This is a genomic window from Aeromonas sp. MdU4 (assembly GCF_041929505.1).
Lineage (GTDB): Bacteria > Pseudomonadota > Gammaproteobacteria > Enterobacterales > Aeromonadaceae > Aeromonas.
In genome coordinates this window covers 73,565-91,375 of record NZ_JBHFMW010000004.1, presented here as the reverse complement: position 1 = coordinate 91,375, position 17,811 = coordinate 73,565, and the positions used below count along the sequence as shown (strand labels likewise).

19 protein-coding genes are annotated in these 17,811 nt (G+C 58.6%); 12 read left to right on the top strand and 7 right to left on the bottom strand.

All coding sequences use genetic code 11. The features are described 5' to 3' along the window. Window positions 1-12 precede the first annotated feature (12 nt). Window positions 13-1,578, bottom strand: coding sequence for an AbgT family transporter (locus tag ACE1BR_RS02860; protein WP_374867443.1), 1,566 nt, complete (start codon window positions 1,576-1,578; stop codon window positions 13-15). Between the two features lie 155 nt (window positions 1,579-1,733). Next, a complete protein-coding gene (locus tag ACE1BR_RS02855) occupies window positions 1,734-3,674 on the bottom strand; it encodes a putative bifunctional diguanylate cyclase/phosphodiesterase (protein WP_374867513.1) in 1,941 nt (646 codons plus the stop codon). Between the two features lie 851 nt (window positions 3,675-4,525). Between ACE1BR_RS02855 and ACE1BR_RS02850 the strand changes: the two genes are divergently transcribed. Genes ACE1BR_RS02850 through ACE1BR_RS02840 form a run of 3 tightly spaced genes read left to right on the top strand, consistent with a single transcriptional unit; the run spans window position 4,526 to window position 6,981 of the window. Beyond that, on the top strand, window positions 4,526-5,464 hold the full coding sequence (locus tag ACE1BR_RS02850; RefSeq protein ID WP_374867441.1) for a LysR family transcriptional regulator: 939 nt from the start codon (window positions 4,526-4,528) through the stop codon (window positions 5,462-5,464). A gap of 54 nt (window positions 5,465-5,518) precedes the next feature. Continuing rightward, entirely contained in the window at window positions 5,519-6,541 is a 1,023-nt protein-coding gene (locus ACE1BR_RS02845; RefSeq protein WP_374867439.1) for a response regulator, read from the top strand. 8 nt (window positions 6,542-6,549) lie between these two features. Beyond that, on the top strand, window positions 6,550-6,981 hold the full coding sequence (locus tag ACE1BR_RS02840) for a PAS domain-containing protein (protein ID WP_033137631.1): 432 nt from the start codon (window positions 6,550-6,552) through the stop codon (window positions 6,979-6,981). Between the two features lie 65 nt (window positions 6,982-7,046). Here ACE1BR_RS02840 and ltaE read toward each other — a convergent pair whose 3' ends face one another. The 3 genes from ltaE to ACE1BR_RS02825 form a co-directional block, all read right to left on the bottom strand. Beyond that, a complete protein-coding gene (gene ltaE, locus ACE1BR_RS02835) occupies window positions 7,047-8,066 on the bottom strand; it encodes a low-specificity L-threonine aldolase (protein WP_374867437.1) in 1,020 nt (339 codons plus the stop codon). 112 nt (window positions 8,067-8,178) lie between these two features. Further along, window positions 8,179-8,880 carry a short-chain dehydrogenase gene (locus ACE1BR_RS02830; protein WP_374867435.1) on the bottom strand — a complete coding sequence of 234 codons (702 nt, stop codon included), beginning with the start codon at window positions 8,878-8,880 and terminating at the stop codon, window positions 8,179-8,181. An 87-nt stretch (window positions 8,881-8,967) separates the two neighbouring features. Then, window positions 8,968-9,375 carry a helix-turn-helix domain-containing protein gene (locus ACE1BR_RS02825; RefSeq protein ID WP_374867433.1) on the bottom strand — a complete coding sequence of 136 codons (408 nt, stop codon included), beginning with the start codon at window positions 9,373-9,375 and terminating at the stop codon, window positions 8,968-8,970. 147 nt (window positions 9,376-9,522) lie between these two features. On the opposite strand from ACE1BR_RS02825, the gene ACE1BR_RS02820 reads away from it, so the two are divergent. Next, window positions 9,523-10,422, top strand: a complete 900-nt coding sequence (locus tag ACE1BR_RS02820; RefSeq protein ID WP_374867431.1) for an aldo/keto reductase family oxidoreductase — start codon at window positions 9,523-9,525, stop codon at window positions 10,420-10,422. A gap of 70 nt (window positions 10,423-10,492) precedes the next feature. Here the strand turns inward: ACE1BR_RS02820 and ACE1BR_RS02815 are convergent, their stop codons facing one another. Beyond that, window positions 10,493-10,774: an RNA-binding protein gene (locus ACE1BR_RS02815; RefSeq protein ID WP_005337180.1), complete on the bottom strand. Its 282-nt coding sequence runs from the start codon at window positions 10,772-10,774 to the stop codon at window positions 10,493-10,495. 216 nt (window positions 10,775-10,990) lie between these two features. Then, window positions 10,991-11,533: a hypothetical protein gene (locus ACE1BR_RS02810; protein WP_374867429.1), complete on the bottom strand. Its 543-nt coding sequence runs from the start codon at window positions 11,531-11,533 to the stop codon at window positions 10,991-10,993. A gap of 106 nt (window positions 11,534-11,639) precedes the next feature. On the opposite strand from ACE1BR_RS02810, the gene ACE1BR_RS02805 reads away from it, so the two are divergent. The 8 genes from ACE1BR_RS02805 to ACE1BR_RS02770 all read left to right on the top strand — a co-directional run bounded on the left by ACE1BR_RS02805 (window position 11,640) and on the right by ACE1BR_RS02770 (window position 17,696). Continuing rightward, entirely contained in the window at window positions 11,640-12,410 is a 771-nt protein-coding gene (locus tag ACE1BR_RS02805) for an amino acid ABC transporter ATP-binding protein (RefSeq protein ID WP_374867427.1), read from the top strand. After that, window positions 12,403-13,200 carry an amino acid ABC transporter permease gene (locus tag ACE1BR_RS02800; protein ID WP_374867425.1) on the top strand — a complete coding sequence of 266 codons (798 nt, stop codon included), beginning with the start codon at window positions 12,403-12,405 and terminating at the stop codon, window positions 13,198-13,200. The genes ACE1BR_RS02805 and ACE1BR_RS02800 overlap by 8 nt, the downstream gene beginning before the upstream one ends. A gap of 2 nt (window positions 13,201-13,202) precedes the next feature. Then, entirely contained in the window at window positions 13,203-14,024 is an 822-nt protein-coding gene (locus ACE1BR_RS02795; protein WP_374867423.1) for a transporter substrate-binding domain-containing protein, read from the top strand. Further along, on the top strand, window positions 14,024-14,929 hold the full coding sequence (locus ACE1BR_RS02790) for an amino acid ABC transporter permease (RefSeq protein WP_374867421.1): 906 nt from the start codon (window positions 14,024-14,026) through the stop codon (window positions 14,927-14,929). The genes ACE1BR_RS02795 and ACE1BR_RS02790 overlap by 1 nt, the downstream gene beginning before the upstream one ends. Then, window positions 14,923-15,660 carry a penicillin-insensitive murein endopeptidase gene (gene mepA, locus ACE1BR_RS02785; protein WP_374867419.1) on the top strand — a complete coding sequence of 246 codons (738 nt, stop codon included), beginning with the start codon at window positions 14,923-14,925 and terminating at the stop codon, window positions 15,658-15,660. The genes ACE1BR_RS02790 and mepA overlap by 7 nt, the downstream gene beginning before the upstream one ends. A gap of 85 nt (window positions 15,661-15,745) precedes the next feature. Beyond that, window positions 15,746-16,336 (top strand): LemA family protein, encoded by a 591-nt coding sequence (locus ACE1BR_RS02780; protein ID WP_374867417.1) that lies wholly within the window; start codon window positions 15,746-15,748, stop codon window positions 16,334-16,336. Continuing rightward, window positions 16,333-17,058 (top strand): TPM domain-containing protein, encoded by a 726-nt coding sequence (locus ACE1BR_RS02775; RefSeq protein ID WP_374867415.1) that lies wholly within the window; start codon window positions 16,333-16,335, stop codon window positions 17,056-17,058. The genes ACE1BR_RS02780 and ACE1BR_RS02775 overlap by 4 nt, the downstream gene beginning before the upstream one ends. 20 nt (window positions 17,059-17,078) lie before the next feature. Then, the gene (locus tag ACE1BR_RS02770) at window positions 17,079-17,696 is read left to right on the top strand and encodes a TPM domain-containing protein (RefSeq protein ID WP_362782192.1); all 618 of its coding nucleotides are present in this window, start codon (window positions 17,079-17,081) and stop codon (window positions 17,694-17,696) included. Window positions 17,697-17,811 lie beyond the last annotated feature (115 nt).

Below are 17,811 nucleotides of genomic sequence, written 5' to 3'. Positions count from 1 at the left end.
CGCATACCCCGTTTAGGGGGCCGGATAGACATACGGTGCTTGCAACCCGAGCGGGAAGCCAAGCGCCCAGTAAAGCAGCAGGAAGATAGTCCAGCTCACCAGGAAGGCCAGCGAGTAAGGCAGCATCATGGAGACCAGTGTACCGATCCCGGTACTCTTCACATACTGCTGGCAATAGACCACCACCAGCGGGAAGAAGACCATCAACGGAGTGATGATGTTGGAGGCGGAATCCCCCACCCGGTAGGCTGCCTGGGTCAACTCGGGAGAGATCCCGACCGCCATCAGCATCGGCACCAAAATGGGGCTGATCAGCGCCCACTTGGCGGAGGCTGAGCCCACCACCAGATTGACGGTGGCGGTCAGCAGGATCATCCCGACAATGGTGATTTCACCAGGCAATGCCAGCGCATGGAGCACCTCGGCACCGGAAAGCGCCAGCAGCGTCCCCAGATTGGAATCGCCAAACGCCTTGATGAAGAGCGCACAGAAGAAGGCCATCACCATGTAGGATCCCATCTTGTTCATGGTGGCCGACATGGCATCGATCACATCCTTGCCGCTCTTGAAGTTGCCCGCCACGAAGCCGTAGACAATCCCGGGCAGAATAAAGAGCAGGAAGATCAGCGGCACGATGGATTTCATCACGGGAGCGGCAAAGGTGGTCAGTGAACCGTCGGCAGCACGCAGCGGTGAATCGCTCGGGGAGAGCGCCAGCGCCAGCAGCACGATGGCCGCCAGCATGGCAAACCCGGCCCAGTTGAAAGCTCGACTCTCCTGAGCAGTGTAGCGGCCCATTTCGTCGGCACTTTCCAGATCATCGTTGAGCGCGACATGCTTGAGACGGGGCTCCACCACCTTCTCGGTGATGAACCAGCCGACGCAGATGATCAACAGGGAGGACGCACCGGTAAAGATGATGTTGCATAGGGTATTGACCATGTACTCGGGGTCAAGGATCTGGGCTGCAGACTGGGTAAAGCCCTGCAGCAAGGCATCACCGCCGGATGGCAGGAAGTTGGCGGCAAAGCCACCGGAGACACCGGCAAACGCAGCGGCAATCCCCGCCAGCGGATGGCGACCCGCAGCGTGGAAGATGATGCCGCCAATGGGGATCACCAGCACATAACCCGCATCCGCTGCGGTATGGCTGACGATGGCCACCAGGATCAACATGGGGGTGAGGAAACGGGCCGGGGTCACTTTCAGCAGCTTTTTCAGACCGGTATTGATGAAACCGGACTGCTCGGCTACCCCGACTCCCAGCATGGCCACCAGCACGATACCCAGGGGGGCAAACCCGGTGAAAGTCGTCACCATGGTGGAGAGAAAATCTGCCAGACCGGCGCCGGTCAGCAGGTTGTTGACTACTACGGCTTCGCCAGTACGGGGATTGACCAAATCGAACTGGAATTGGGACAACACCCAGGAGCCGACCCAAACGATCAGCAGGGCGTAGAGGAACAGCATGGCGGGGTCGGGTAACTTGTTCCCGGCTTTCTCGACACCATTGAGGAAACGGTTCAGCCAGCCCTTGGGAGAGCTGGCCGGACGGTCGGTAACTGCAGATTGACTCATTATTGCGATACTCCTTTCCCTAGAAATGAAGCCGCATACTAGCAATCCCAACCTGTCCGTCCCATGACGGGCCGCAAAAAGATGATTAATTCCGATTAAATAATGCGATATAAAATGCCAAATTGTGGTCTAACGCACACTTGTTCCCCTGCACTTTACGAATTAACTAGTGGATAACGCCCCACTTGGCACTCCACTACAAAACCGCTCGCCTCGACCTGCGCCACAGTCAACGGTTTGCTAAACAGGTAGCCCTGAAACACGTGGCACCCCTGAGTCTGCAGCGCGGCCAACTCACAGGACTCTTCCACCCCTTCCGCCATGATCCCCAACCCCAGATTGGTCGCCATGGCCGCCGTTGCCCGGATCACCGGCAAATTGAGACCAACCACGAAAGAGCGATCCAGCTTGATCGTATCGATGGGCAAGCGATTCAGGTAAGCAAGGGAGGAGTAGCCAGTCCCGAAATCGTCGATGGCAATCTTGATCCCTTGCTCGCTCAACGCATCCAGAATACCGATACACCCTTTCATGTCGAGCATCAGCACCGTTTCAGTCAGCTCCAGCGTCAGTAACGCAGCATCGACTCCGTACAAGCCAAGCTGCTGGCGAACTTGCCCTGGCAGCGCAGAGGAGAGCTGAAAACCGGAAAGATTGACGGAGACAGGTACCTGCATGCCGAAGCGCTTCTTCCAGCTGGCCATCTGGGCCAATGCTGTAGACAGCACCCAACTGCCGATCTCGCGGATCAGCCCCATCTCTTCAGCCAATGGAATAAACTCCACCGGCGAAACATGGCCAAGCACCGGATTATACCAGCGCAACAGAGCCTCATAACCGATCAGACGTTTTCTGGCCGCATCGATCTGTGGCTGGTAACAGAGGCTCAGCTCCTGACGGCCGATGGCCTTGGCCAGAAACTGCTTGAGGTTGAGCTTACGTTGCAGAGTCTGCTGCATGCAGGGGGTAAAACGCTGCCAGCGCAGCCGCCCCATCTGCTTGGCCTGATACATGGCCATGTCAGCACGAGTGATGAGGTTGTCCCCATCGTCCGCATCATCAGGGTAGATGGCGATACCGATACTACCGCCGATGGTCACTTCTGGCAGTCCGCTCAGTTGCAGCGGTTTGGTCATCTGGGAGAGCATCTGGTCGGCCACCTCCTGTGCCCTCTCACTCTGATTACCGAGAGGTACCAGCGCAGTAAACTCATCCCCACCCAGACGCGCCAGCTCCACATCTCGCGGGCAAATCTGCTTGAGCCTGCCAGCAACTCGCTCCAGCAGGCGATCCCCCGCCTTGTGGCCGTAGTTGTCGTTGACCAGCTTGAAGTTGTCCAGATCCATGAACACCAGCGCAAAACGCTCGCCAAGTCCGCAATAGGCCTCAAGGGACTTCATCAAACCATAACGGTTGAGCAGGCCGGTCAGCGAGTCGTGCCAGGCCAGGTGACGGTGCTCCAGCTCTTCGAGTTTGCGATCGGTGATGTCACGCATGGTCAGCAGGATCCGGGCCCCTTGCTGGATATAGCGGAACTGGTACTGGAACCAGCGCATCCCCTTGAGCGTTCTGCACTCCCCTTCGGTGACAACCTCGTCAAGGCGGGAGAGTTTCTGGTAGAAGCTGTCATCATTGCCGGAAAAAATCTGGGAAAGCTTGACGATCCGCTGACCAAAGCACATTTCAAAGTGATAGTTGCCGCTCTCGAAACCACCGTGGCTATCAAACAGGCAAGCAAGGGTATCGCCGGTCGCCAGGGATGACTCCTGATATAGGGTATCGGAGTCGAGCACCGCCTCGGTCATCATCATCAGACGGCCAGCCAACTGAATGCCCGAGAGGCGCAGGTAAATCTGCTTCTTTATCCCCTTGGGGGAGATCGTCCACCACTCGTTGTAACTGCGACCTTGCTGAAAATCGCCCAAATAGCGCTGCAACAACAGATCGATCGCGGTAGCCATATCGGCAGAAAAGTCGCGGGCGCAAAGTTCCTCAAGAGAGGTCGCCTCCCAGATGGGAAGTGCCGCGCCATTTGCCCAGAAAATATGATGGTGCTCGATGTCATAGACCCAAACTGGTGTATGCAGCACATCCAGAGTCTTCAGTAACCGTTCGTCGAGCGTATTCATCTGGTCAAGGTCATTCATGCTGGATAGTCACTGGTTAACTGGGAAACAAATCTGGCAAACTGCCATATGCAGAATGCAAGGAACAAACAGATCTCGGCCATCATTTCTTAACATGGCCAAGAACAAGCAGCACTATTTCAGACATCAGTAATAACAGCACATATCCAGCAACACGGGAAAGACGTCAGCCAATGCTACTGTTAATACAGGCAAATTACATTGACGATTTTTAACTTTTTTTCTGTGTAAAAACAAGCACTAAGAGCTACCCACTCGAGACCCAATAAAATCTTTACACTATCAGTGATGATAATTTTGTTATTAACAGTTAGGTCAACGACAAAAATAGTCGCTATTCCTTTCACGAAACCACCATTAATTAACCAAGCGGATGGGGAAACAGCCAAAAAACAACCAAAACGGACAAAAAGAGCTCATTAAGAATGAACTTATATACTCCAAACTCATTTCTCGACGCCCAGTAAGCAAAACCCGAATATATGATCTGAGTCACATCACTAAATGATGAAAAAATACAGCTTGGCCACTCAAGAACATCTCACGCGCTTGGTCAAAGTGTTGATCAACCTACCCGTTTGCAGCCGAACCGAACGGGGCGAGTAACAAAAATCGATGCCAACTAGCAGCTTCACACCACCAGACGAACACGATCGGGAAGGTAATAGAGGAGGTTAACGGATAGTCGAAAACTAGTATCAGCAGAAATCGAATCCAGATCAATTAAACGCTGAATTACGCTTGCCAACCGTGGACGCTCTTTTTATGGTTGCCCCCTTGTTACACCCAGAACAGCGTTTATGAAGCACATCGAAGAGTTCTACCTGTTCGTCAAGGTGGTGCAAGAGGGAGGATTCTCCCACGCTGCTGCCGCACTGGGCATGCCAACAGGCACCATCAGTCGACGCATTTCCCAGCTGGAAGAGCAACTGGGTTGTTCACTGCTGCATCGCTCAACGCGCAAGCTCCGCCTCACTGATGAAGGGCTCAGATACTACGAGCGTCTCTGCACTCCACTCGCACAAATCGAGCAAGCGACCGGCGAGATCCAGGGCAAAGAGGCCGATATCACCGGAATTATCCGGGTGGCGGCGCCGATCGCGCTTTCCAACACCATTCTGATCGATATGCTGGCCGAATTCGGGCTCCATTATCCCGAGGTGCAATTCGATATCACCCAGACCAATGATCACCAGCATCTGTTCGACAATGATCGGGATCTGGTCTTCTTCAACGGCGAGTTGCCCCAATCACTGCCCAATGCGATCTGCCTGGGCCATATCGAGTATGGCCTGTTTGCCTCACCGCTCTATCTGGCCAAAAAGGGAACTCCATCCCACCCCAATCAGCTGGAAGAGCATGATCTCATCTACTGCTGGCCGCATCAGCACTGGCAACTGACCGACAAAGATGGCCAGAGTGTTTGCATCAAACGCAGCGCCAAGCTGATCGTCAACCAGACTCAAGCTGCCGTACGTGCTGCCAGACGCCATCTGGGGATCGTCAACGCCCCGCTGCACTATCTCAGCAACTTCCTCCAGGACGAGCAACTGGTACCGGTGCTGACCGATTGGCAAACTGGCAATCGCCCCTTCTACATGCTGCGCTGCCAAGACCAGTTCGCCCCGTTGCGTGTTAAGATGTTCGCTGACTTTGTTGAAAAATACTCAGCACGCTATCGCAATCGGCAATGGGATAACCAATTTTCACAAGGTGACAGCTTCACTCATTGCATCTGACCGTTAGCGGGCCACACTTATAGCAATCCTTGCCAATAGAGCCTGCCTAACACCATGAATGTATTGATATGTGATGACTCAGGTTTTGCCCGCAAACAGCTGGCGCGAGCACTCCCCGCCGACTGGAAAGTCGACTTGCACTACGCGGCTAACGGCCTGGAAGGGGTCGAACAGGTACTGATGGGTCATGGCGATCTCATCTTTCTCGACCTGACCATGCCGGAGATGGACGGTTACGGCGTGCTGGAGACCCTCCAACGGGAGGGGCTGCGCAACAAGGTGATTGTCGTCTCCGGTGACATCCAGCCAGAGGCCTATCAGCGGGTGATGGGGCTGGGGGCGCTCGATTTCATCAAGAAACCCGCCGCCCCCGAAACCCTGCTCGCCCTGCTCAAAAAGCATGGCTTCTGGAGTGCCACCCCAAGCGGTCAGCCAAGCGTCGCCGAGCTGTTGCCCAGCGGGGTGGTAGCCGATGCGGGCGTCAAGATCACTCCCGAAATTCGCGATGTCTATCAGGAGCTGGCCAACGTCTCCATGGGTCAGGCGGCCGACTTGCTGGCCCGTCTGCTCAACGCCTTCGTGGTACTGCCCATCCCCAACGTCAACGTACTGGAGGTCTCCGAGCTGCACATGGCCCTCTCGGCGGCCGCGGATTCAGATACCCTCTCCGCCGTCTGTCAGGGGTTTATCGGAGCGGGGATCGCCGGTGAAGCGCTGATCCTGTTCCACGACTCCAGCTTCAAAGATTTGGCCAAGCTGATGAACCATCAGGGGACGCTGGATCGCACCGCCGAACTGGAGCTGCTGATGGATACCGCCAACGTGCTGATCGGTGCCTTCCTGCGCGGTTACGCCAACCAGCTCGATACCCCCTTCAGTCAGGGCCACCCGGTGGTGCTCGGCCAGCACAGACCCATCAACGAGCTGATCAACACCAACAAGAGCCGCTGGCGCCGTACCCTCGCCATCGAGATCAACTACCGGATCCAAGATTATGCGGTGCAGTGTGATCTGCTGCTGCTGTTTACCGAAGATTCCATTGCCACCATGAACAACAAAATCATGCACATGCTCTAGGAGTGACTATGGAAATCCGTGAATTTCATTGGCTGATGAACATAGTCCAGAACCTGGACGTAGGCTTGGTGGTGCTCGACAAGGAGTACAAGGTGCAGGTGTGGAACGGCTTTATGGAGAGCCACAGCGGTCGGCTGGCCGGCGAAGTGCGCGATGGCGTGCTGTTCGAGCTGTTCCCCGATGTGGACAAAGCCTGGTTCGAGCGCAAGGCCAATATGGTCTTCAAGCTGAACAACCGCGCCTTCAGCACCTGGGAGCAGAAACCCTATCTGCTGCGTTTCTCCAACTATCGCCCCATTACCGGCTCAGCTCCCCACATGTTCCAGAACCTGACGCTGGTGCCACTGGCCGATTTCGGCGGGCAGGTGACCCACATCGCGGTGATGATCTACGACGCCACCGATGAGGCCATGCTGATGAGCGGCCAGCGGCAGGCTTAAGCTTGTAGCAAACACAAGAGAGGGCGCCACGGCGCCCTCTCTTGTTTATCGGTGATCAAGCTGTCTCAACGCGCTCCAAGATACTCGGTGAATGCGTCGATCACCTCCGCGATATCGTCGTCGCTGATCTGCAGATGGGTTACCAACCGCAACTCACCATAGCCGGAGAAGAGGATCCCCCGCTCCTTCATAAAAGCGAGCAGAGGGGCGGACTCCCCCTCACGCAGCCGCAGGAACACCATGTTGCTCTGTACCTGCGAGAGGTCGAGATCAATACTCGGCAGCACCGCCAGCCCTTCGGCCAGCCGTTTGGCACGGCGGTGATCATCGGCCAGACGGGTCACATGCTGTTCAAGGGCAAACAGACCGGCTTGTGCCAGAATGCCTGCCTGTCGCATGCCGCCCCCCAGCATCTTGCGCAGGCGGCGCGCACGGGCGATGAAGTCGTGACTGCCCACCAGCAGCGAACCAACCGGTGCCCCCAACCCCTTGGAGAGGCAGATCGAGATGCTGTCAAACGGCGCGGCGATCACCTCGACCGGGGTCTCGCTGGCCACGGCGGCGTTAAAAAACCGGGCACCATCGAGATGAAGCTTCAAGCCACGCTCGGCAACGAACGCCCCCATCTCCTGCAGATAGGAGAGCGGCAGCACCTTGCCATTGTGGGTGTTCTCAAGGCAGATGAGGCGAGTTTGAACGAAGTGGGCATCATCAGGCGCCAGCGCGGCCTTGATATCATCGAAGGCCAGCGTGCCATCGCGCTGCATCGGCAAGGGTTGCAGGGCCACGGAGCCCAGCACAGCACTCCCCTGCGCTTCATAGCGATAGATGTGAGCGGCGGATCCCAGTATGGCGCCCTCACCACGCTGACAGTGGCTCATCACCGCCAGCAGGTTGGACATGGTGCCTGATGGCACAAACAGCGCCGCCTGTTTGCCCAGCAATCTGGCCCCATGGGCCTCCAGCGCGTTGACGCCCGGATCTTCACCATAGACATCGTCACCAACTTCGGCGTGGAGCATGGCCTGACGCATGGCATCAGTGGGCTGGGTGACAGTGTCACTTCGTAAATCGATATAGCGCATGAGATCCCTCCTGAAACAGGAGAGTGACGTTAGCCATGCGGCCCTCGCTTGGCAAGGGGCGCATGAGCAGAATGTGAAGCTAATTGGCGTCCAAAGAAACCACTGGCGGGATTTACCAGGGCAGCTGCTGACCGTTCAGATCCAGTAGTTGGCCCGATTGAGTCAACGATAACCCCTTGATGAGATTGAGCAGTTTCACCGCTACCTCGGCAGGATCCTGCAATTGTTCCGCAGGCAACTCGCTCAAAAAGGGGGTATTCATCGGAGAGTCCATCAAGCCGGGTGCGACTGCGACCACCCCCGCTTGCGGGAAACGCTGCGCCCACTCAAGAGCCAGAGTTTTCACCCCCATATCGAGGGCCGCCTTGCTCATCCGGTAGCTGTAACGCCCCCCCTCCTGATTGACGGCGATAGAGCCTGCCAGATCAGAAATAGCGCAGAGCCACAGTGGATGAACAATGCTCATCATCCGGCTGAAGCGGGCCGCCAGCGCCAACGTGGGCCAGGCATTGGCCAGCAGGCTGTCGCACAGCCACTTGGGGTGCACCTCTTCAACCCGACGCTCCGGCATAAAGCTGACATCGTGCAACAAACCAATGGTGTTGATCACCACAGTGGGAAGCGGGTCCGTATCATACGCGGTAAAGAGTGCATCAAACGAGATGGCGTCAACCTCTTGCAGCGGGAAGAAAGCCCCCATCTCAATTCCTTTTGGATAGGCGCGCCCGGCCAGCAGGAAGGATTCCCCTCTTGCCATCAGCTCTCTTGCCAGCGCCGAGCCCAGCGCACCACTTCCGAGGATCAAGTAGCTCATCGCCCATTCCATGGAGAGTTATCTTGCTTAGAGCGTATCAGAATAATCAACTGGCTGTGACACAACCAAATGGTAATACGCCCCTCATCACGCTTCCCCCAGATGGCGACCAAACTCCCGCGCCAACGCCAGATCGAGAAAACCGTCCGCTTTCTTGTGGGTACGCAAAAACTGGTAATAGGCGAGCAGAGTGACCAGCGCCTCCTCATCGGGCAGCCCTACCCCGGGTTGCTGCTCGGTGAGCAGTTGCTGCGCCGCTACCAAAGCCTCCCTGTCCACTACTTCCGCCTGACGGTAGAGATAACCGCAGCCGGTTGCCAGCCACTCCAACGAACAATTAGCCCCCATGGCGATCTGGTTGGCCCGCGCCAAGCCAGGCTCCGCCCCTTTCAAATATTTGCGGATCAGTGCTTCACTGAGCCCCACCTTGCGGGCAAAGGCACTCACGCTCATCTCCCCGATCAGGCTCTGCAAGCGCTCGGCAAATCCTTCCATCCAACTCTCTCCCCAACTCTGCGGTCAGAACCAAAGTTCGAATCATGCCACTGCCCATTATTGCTTTGCCAGCCACATGGGGCCAAGATGCCCGCAGTATTCCATGTTGCACATCGTTTTCGCATCGCGTTTTTCAAGGAGTCAACCATGTCTGTATCCCGTGTCGCCCTGCATCCGCAAGGCCCCACCTTTTCTCGCCTCATCATGGGTTACTGGCGCCTGATGGAGTGGCAGCTCTCCCCGGCCGCCCTGCTCGATCTGATGAAATATCATCTGGATCTGGGTGTCACCACCATCGATCACGCCGATATCTATGGCGGCTATCAGTGTGAAGAGGCCTTTGGCCACGCCCTGCGCCTCGAACCCTCCCTCCGTGATCGGATGGAGATCGTCAGCAAATGCGGCATCGCCCTCACCGCCAAGCCGGAGCATGCCCTCAACCACTACAACACTGGCAAGGGCCATATCATCGCCAGCGCCGAGGCCTCGCTGCGCAAGCTCGGCACCGACCATCTGGACCTGCTGCTGATCCACCGCCCGGATCCCCTGATGAACGCCGATGAAGTGGCCGACGCCTTTATCACCCTGAAACAGGCGGGCAAGATCAAGCACGCCGGGGTATCCAACTTCACCGCCCGTCAGTTCGAGCTGCTGCAATCGCGCCTCCCCTTCCCGCTGGTCACCAACCAGCTGGAGATCTCGCCACTCCATCAGGAAGGGACCCTCGATGGCACCCTGGATCAGTGCCAGCAACTCGGCATCAAGCCGATGGCCTGGTCATGCCTAGGCGGCGGCCGACTGTTCAGCGATGCCGCCTATGCGCCGCTGCGTACCGAGCTGGAGCTGATCCGCCAGGAAGTGGGTGCACAGACTATCGAGCAGGTGGTCTACGCCTGGGTGATGATGCTGCCAAGCCAACCATTGCCATTGATTGGCTCAGGCAAGCGGGAGCGGATTGCCGCCGCCGTGGCCGCCGAATCCATCATCCTCAACCGCCAGCAGTGGTTCCGCATCCGCAAGGCGGCGCTCGGTTACGACGTCCCCTGATCACAGCAAAACGTCCAGAAACAAAAACGGCATGGGGGAAACCCATGCCGTTTTTCATTGCCGAGGCACCTTAGCGGTGGCGCTGTTGCGGGCGACCACGAGGAGCATCTGTCTTCGGTTTGGCCTGGTTGACGGTGATGGTACGGCCACCGACTTCTGTGCCATGCAGACCAGCGATGGCCTTTTCGGCATCACCATTGACCGGCATTTCAATAAAACCAAACCCCTTTGACTGGCCGGTATCGCGGTCGATAATGATATCAACCTTGTCAACCTGTCCAAACTGGCTGAACAGGGTTTTCAGTTCGTCGGCCGTCATGCGGTACGACAGATTTCCTACGTAAATCTTCATGCCATCCACTCTCGATTCAAGGTGCCTTCTCTATGCAATTCCCAGCATAACGGTAAGGGCACAACCCCTATGCCGGACCTGCCATGGCTTCATGCCGTGGCCTTCTCCACACTGTCGTCAAGTGATTGATCTCTTGGGTGAACAGTGCAGACAAGATCAATTCGAGTCACTGGCAGTATCTGAGCTTTGCCGGGAATTGTCGAGAAAATAGTCGATTCAGGCCGCTTGCAGATCTGACAACCGTTGCGCCAACATCCGGCGACCGTGCCAGGCCCGTTTAAAGCCGAAGCGATAGACCGACGGACTCACCAGATGGATCTCCCCCGCCTTGAGATCCAGCAAGGCCATGGCCGCCGCCAGCTCCTCTTCACTCAGTTGCAGATCAAGGCTGAAGTCGAGCCACTGGCCGTCGTGGCCTACTCGCCGCTCCCGCTCAAGCGCAACCAGCTGACTGCGCGGCAGCGCCAGCACCTCATCCTTGCTACCGTTGAGCAGATAGATATGCTGTTCATCCCAGCCCAGCTCCGCCAGCCGCCAGGGCTGCCAACTGCGGGGCAGCGACACCATGATCCCGGTGATACCACCAAACACCACCCCCACCCAGTTGAGCAGCGCCATGGTGCCCCAGCCATCCCACAAGGAGGCCACCACCACGCCCCAACTCACCAGCAACAGCAGAAAAATGACGCAACGATAGCGAACCGCTGGCGGCATCAACAGCTGCACCTGCGAATCGGCCAGCAAGGATGTAATACGCATGAAAAGCTCCTGTCATCACGAAATGGCGCCATTGTGAATAGGCATCAGGATGCTGACAAGGGGGTTTTCTTTGTCATCCCCCTATAAAATCAATACCATGGCGTAAATGATCCTCCGTGGAGCCCGCTTCTTGACCAGTTCGCAACCCTGTGTGCGCTTTTGTAGCGTCGACAAATTCTATGGCGACTTTCAGGCTCTTCATCACATCGATCTCACTATTGAACGGGGAGAGAAGTTGGTCATCTGTGGCCCGTCAGGCTCGGGTAAATCGACCCTGATCCGCACCATCAACGGGCTGGAGGGGATCGACGGCGGCCAGCTGTTCCTGTTTGGCGAGCCGGTGACCCCCGCCTACCTGCGTCGCCTGCAAGGTCGGGTCGGCATGGTGTTTCAGCAGTTCAACCTCTTCCCCCATATGACAGTACTGGAAAACCTGATGGTGGCGCCGGTGCATACCCTGGGGTTGCGCCCCCAGGAGGCCAAAGCCCGGGCGCTCGGGCTGCTCGAGCGGGTGCGTATTCAGGCGCAGGCCGACAAGTACCCCCACCAGCTCTCCGGCGGCCAGCAGCAGCGGGTGGCCATCGCCCGCTCCCTCTGCATGCAGCCAGAGCTGATGCTGTTTGACGAGCCCACCTCCGCCCTCGATCCCGAGATGATCCGCGAAGTGCTCGATGTGATCCGCGAGCTGGCTGATGAGGGGATGACCCTTATCTGCGTCACCCACGAGATGGGCTTTGCCCGTCAGGTGGCGGATCGGGTGCTCTTTATGGACGAGGGGAAGATCATCGAATCGGCCCCGCCCGCCCAGCTGTTCAGCGCCCCCCAACATCCGCGCACCCAGGCCTTCCTCGAACAGGTGCTCAGCTATCATGGCTAGGCTCAAACACCCCCGCCTGCTTGGCTGGTTGTCTGGTACAGTGGTGCTATCTGCGCTGCTTGGCTGGGCACTCTATAGCGGCGCTCGCCAGATAGGCTATGAGTGGCAATGGCATCGCGTGTTGCCCTTTCTCGGCGAGTGGGATGAGGGGCGCTTTTATGCAGGCCCCCTGCTAAACGGCCTGCTGGTCACCCTGCAGGTGGCGCTGCTCAGTCTGCTGGGCACTCTGGCGGTCGGAGTGTGCGTGGTCAGCCTGCGACTGCTTCCCTCCCAGCTCGGCCCCTGGCTCGCCATCGCCTATCTGGCGCTGGTACGCACCACGCCCCAGCTGGTGCAGCTCTATATTCTCTACTTTCTGTTGGGCCCCATGCTGGGGCTCGCCCCCCTTGCCTGCGCCGTGTTGAGCCTCTCCCTCTATCAGGGGGCCTTCACCGCCGAAGTGTTGCGCGCAGGCATCCAGGCCATTCCCAAAGGGCAGTGGGAGGCGGCCCGCTCGCTTGGCTTGTCGTCGGCCATCACCCTGCGCAAGGTGATCCTGCCGCAACTGGTGCGCATCACCTTGCCGCCGCTTACCAACGAGCTGGTCTCCCTTATCAAACATTCGGCGCTGGTGAGTGTGATCGCCATCTTCGATCTGACCAACGAAGGGCGTACTCTGGTTGCCGATACGTTTCTCACCTTTGAGGTGTGGTTCACCGTAGCCGCCCTCTATTTGCTGTTAACCCTGACGCTGTCAGCCTGCGCACGGGCGCTGGCCGGTCATCTGGATCCGGACCAACAAGGACGCTAACCATGAATTTATCATTCAAAACCACCCTGTCGGGCGCTGCCCTGCTGCTGGCAAGCCTGCTCACTCCGGCACTGGCACAAACTGCCCCCTCCGACACCCAGGCGCAGATCGAGCAGAGCGGTACCCTGCGGGTCGGCATGTCCACCTTCGCCCCCTGGGCGATGCGCGACAAGCAGGGGGCCCTGATCGGTTTCGAGATTGACGTGGCCCGTCGCCTCGCCACAGATAACGGCTGGCAGGTAGAGTTCGTGCCTACCGCCTGGGATGGCATCATCCCCTCCCTGTTGGCAAAAAAATATGACGTCATCATCGGCGGCCTCACCATCACCCCGGAACGGGAGAAGAGCGTGCGCTTCACCCAGGCCTATTCCCACTCAGGAGTGCAGTTGGCCGCCTCCAGCAAGCTGGCCCAAGAGAAGAAAACCGTGGCGGACTTCAACCAGCGCGGGGTGATCCTGGCGGTACGTCGTGGCGCCTCGCCGGTACAGGTCGCCAAAGAGAACTTCCCCAAAGCAACCCTGCGCCAGTTCGATGACGAGTCACAGGTGTTTCAGGAGGTGCTGAACGGCCGTGCTCACGGCGCCCTCTCCTCCTCCCCTAAACCGGAGCAGGAAGCGCTGCGCCACCCGGATGCCCTCTTTATGCCGTTTGCCGAGCCGTTGGCACAAGGCAATGAAGGGTTTGCCCTGCGCAAGGGCGATGATGCTCTGGCTGAACAGTTCAACGAGTGGATTGCCGCCCGTCAGGCCGATGGCTGGCTCAAGGCGCGCCATGACTACTGGTTCAAATCGCTGGCGTGGGAAGCGCAGGTCGCCAACCCCTGATGCTGATTGCCCTCAAACAGACCATCCGGCGCATAGCCCGCAAGCCATTCCGGAACATTAACTGGCTGGATGGGGTGATCGCCCTGATCCTGCTGCTGGCTGGCCTCTGGCTGGCCAGCCGCTTGCACATCGGGGTGGCCTATCAGTGGCGCTGGCATGAGGCCTTCGATCTGCTGTTCACCCCAGGTCCTCACGGCGAGTTGCCCTACTTTTTCAGCGGTCTGCTCACCACCTTGCGTATCGCCCTGCTCGGCATGGTGCTGGCGCTGCTACTCGGCACCGCGCTGGGGGTGGCCGCCTTCAGCCGCAGCCCCTGGCTGGTGATGCCCGCGATCCTGTTTATCCAGCTGATCCGCAATCTGCCGCCGCTGGTCTTTATTTTCATCTTCTACTTTTTTATCGCCAACCAGCTGCTGCCCGCGAGCGGCCTCTCCCGCTGGCTCGGCACCGTATCGCTCTCCCCGTGGCAAGAGGCGCTGTTTGGCCCACCTGCCCGTTGGGAGAACCTTATCTCAGGCACCCTCTGTGTCGGGATGATCAGCGCCGCCTTCGTCGCCGAGATCGTCCGCGCCGGGCTGGCCGCCATACCTCGCGGTCAATGGGAGGCGGCGCAGAGCCTCGGGCTCGCTCCCTGGGTGCGGCTGCGCCGAGTGATCCTGCCGCAGGCCATGCTGCTGATGCTGCCCCCCCTCACCGGCCAGCTCATCGCGCTGGTGAAGGATACCGCCATCGTTTCGCTTATCTCGGTGCAGGAGCTCACCTTCGTCGGCACCGAGATGGCCAACTCCAGCGGACTGGTCTACGAGATCTGGCTGCTGGTGGCAGCAGCCTATTTATCGATATGTTTGAGTCTGTTCGTACTGCTGAGCCGACTCGAAGCAAGACAAGGAGCACGCAAATGCTGACGTCCCTGTTGCTGGCGACCGTATTGCAAGCCGAAGCAATTGGCGGTTATGCCGCCGGTTGCCTGAAAAACGGCGTATCCCTGCCCCTCGAAGGGCCGGGTTATCAGGTGATCCGCACCAAGCGGCTGCGCTACTACGGCCACCCCGACCTTATCCACTACCTGCAGGCGCTGGCCAACCAAACCCGCATGACCGGGCTGCCAGATCTCTATATCGCCGATCTGGCAATGGCCCGTGGCGGCCCCTTTACCACCGGCCATCGCAGCCACCAGACCGGGCTCGATGCCGATATCTGGTTTCGCATGGCCAACCGCCCCATCAGCAAGTGGGAACAGGATGCCCCCAAGGAGTGGGCGCTGATCGACGAGCCCAGCTACAAGATGCTGCCGGGGCGCTTTGGCCCGCAGCAGCTCACCCTGCTGCGGCTGGCGGCCAGCAAACCCGAGGTGGCTCGCATCTTCGTCAATCCGGTGATCAAATCCGCGGTGTGCCAGCAGGCCAGCGATGAGCCTTGGGTCGCCAAGCTGCGCCCCTGGGTGGGCCACTTCAGCCACTTCCATGTGCGGCTGCGCTGCCCGGTCGGCAGCCCCGATTGCGAGCCCCAAGCACCCATTCCTCCCGGCAACGGCTGCGGGGCTGAGCTGGCCTCCTGGCTCAAGGACAAACCCCAGCTGCCCAAGGTCTCCGGCATCAACAAGCGACCTGAGCTACCTGCCCGTTGTGGCAACTGACCCCGAGCTGGTATGGTGATGCACTATTGACTTAACCCCCGTTAGCGGCTGGCTATTTGCTCAAATTTCAAAGGAGAACAACAAGATGGCCACATCACTCTGGCGCAGAACCACACAGAGCCTGTTGACCCTGGCCCTGCTGCTCGGCTTGACCGGCTGCGGCATGAACAATATTCCGACTCTGGATGAACAGGTCAAGGCGAGCTGGGGACAGGTTGAAAACCAGTATCAGCGCCGCGCCGATCTCATCCCCAATCTGGTGGCGACCGTCAAGGGCTACGCCAGCCATGAGCAGGAGACCCTCAAGGCGGTCACCGATGCCCGCGCCCGGGTCGGCAGCATACAGGTGAGCGATCCTGCCCAGCTCAAGGAGTTTGAAGCGGCGCAGAACCAGCTCTCCAGCGCCCTCTCCCGCCTGATGGTGGTGGTAGAGCGCTACCCAGAGCTAAAAGCGGATCAGCAGTTCCTGACCCTGCAAGCCCAGCTGGAAGGGACCGAGAACCGCATCTCGGTGGCCCGCCGCGACTATATCGAGGCGGTGCGCCAGTTCAATACCGAGATCCGTACCTTCCCCGGCGTCATCTGGTCCAAGTTGCTCTACTCGGATCTGGAAGCCAAACCCAGTTTCAGTGCCAAACCCGGTGCCGATGAGGCGCCCAAGGTCAGCTTCCAATGAAGATGATGCTGCGTGCACTGCTCCCTTTTCTGCTGCTCTGGACGGCAGCGCTGCAGGCCGCGCCGAACTTTCCGGCCTTGAGCGGACGGGTGGTGGACGAAGCGGCGCTGATGTCCCGTAAACAGGCCCACCAACTGACCCAACAACTGGCCGCCTTTGAAAAGCGCAGCGGTATCCAGCTGGTGGTGGTCTCCGTCGACAGCTTGCAAGGCGAGACCATCGAGGAGTATGGCTACCAGCTGGGCCGCCACTGGGGGATAGGCCAGAAGGGCAAGAACAACGGCGTGCTGTTGCTGATCGCCCAGGATGAGCGCAAGGTGCGCATCGAGGTGGGCTATGGGCTGGAAGGCGCCCTGCCCGACGCCATTGCCGCCAACATCATCCATGGTCGCATCCTGCCCGCCTTCAAGCGTGGCGATATGGTGGCCGGGATCATGGCGGGCAGCCAGAGCATCATGAAAGCCCTCGCCGGGGAATATCAGCCGGTCGAGCAGCAGAAGGATGAGACATCCGGCGGCCCCTGGCTGTTTATTCTGATGGTGATTGCGATGATCGTGCTCCACAACCTGCGCGGGGGTGGCGGCGGTGGGCCGGGAGGACGACGTCGAGCGGCCTACATGGCCGGTGGATTTGGTTCCGGCTCCTTTGGTGGTCGCTCTGGCGGCGGATTCAGCGGTGGCGGTGGCAGTTTTGGCGGCGGTGGAGCCTCCGGTGGCTGGTAACAGGAGTAAAGAGACAAATCATGATTTCTAAACAGTTCTTCCACACGCTTCAGGCCAAGGTGCGCGAAGCGGAGCTAGAGACTGATGCCGAACTGGTCACCGTGCTGGCCCCGGCCAGCGATGGCTATCGCTACATTCCCACCCTCTGGGCGGCGCTGCTGGCGATGCTCACCCCGCTGCTGGTGTTCCAGCTCGGCTTCTGGCTCGGCTGGTACGAGATCCTGCTGGTGCAGTGGTCGGTCTGGCTGTTGCTGAGCCTGCTGTTCCACTGGACCCCCATCAAGATGCGGCTGATCCCGAAGAAAGTGCGCCAGCACCGGGCGGCGCTGATGGCACGCCTGCAATTTGTCGAGCAGGGACTGCACCGCACCCGCGACCGGCTCGGGGTGCTGATCTTCGTCTCTGCCGCTGAGCACTATGTGGAGATCCTGGTGGATGACGGCATTGCCCAGCATATCGACAATGGTCAGTGGCAGGAGATCATCGATGACTTCGTGGTGCGAGTGAGCAACAAACAAATCGAACAGGGTTTTCTGGAATGCGTGGAGCGCGTCAGCGCCATTCTGACCGACGCCTTCCCGGCCACCCGGGATCAAAACGAGCTGCCGGACAGTCTGATCATCCTCGACAAGCCCTGATCCGGTTTAAAAAACCGGCATTCTGTGCAAGGGTTAGGCATTCAGAAAAGATTATGAAAAATAAGGGGAAAATAGGTTGACCCACAGAGCCCTTTCCCCTAAATTACGCCCCGTT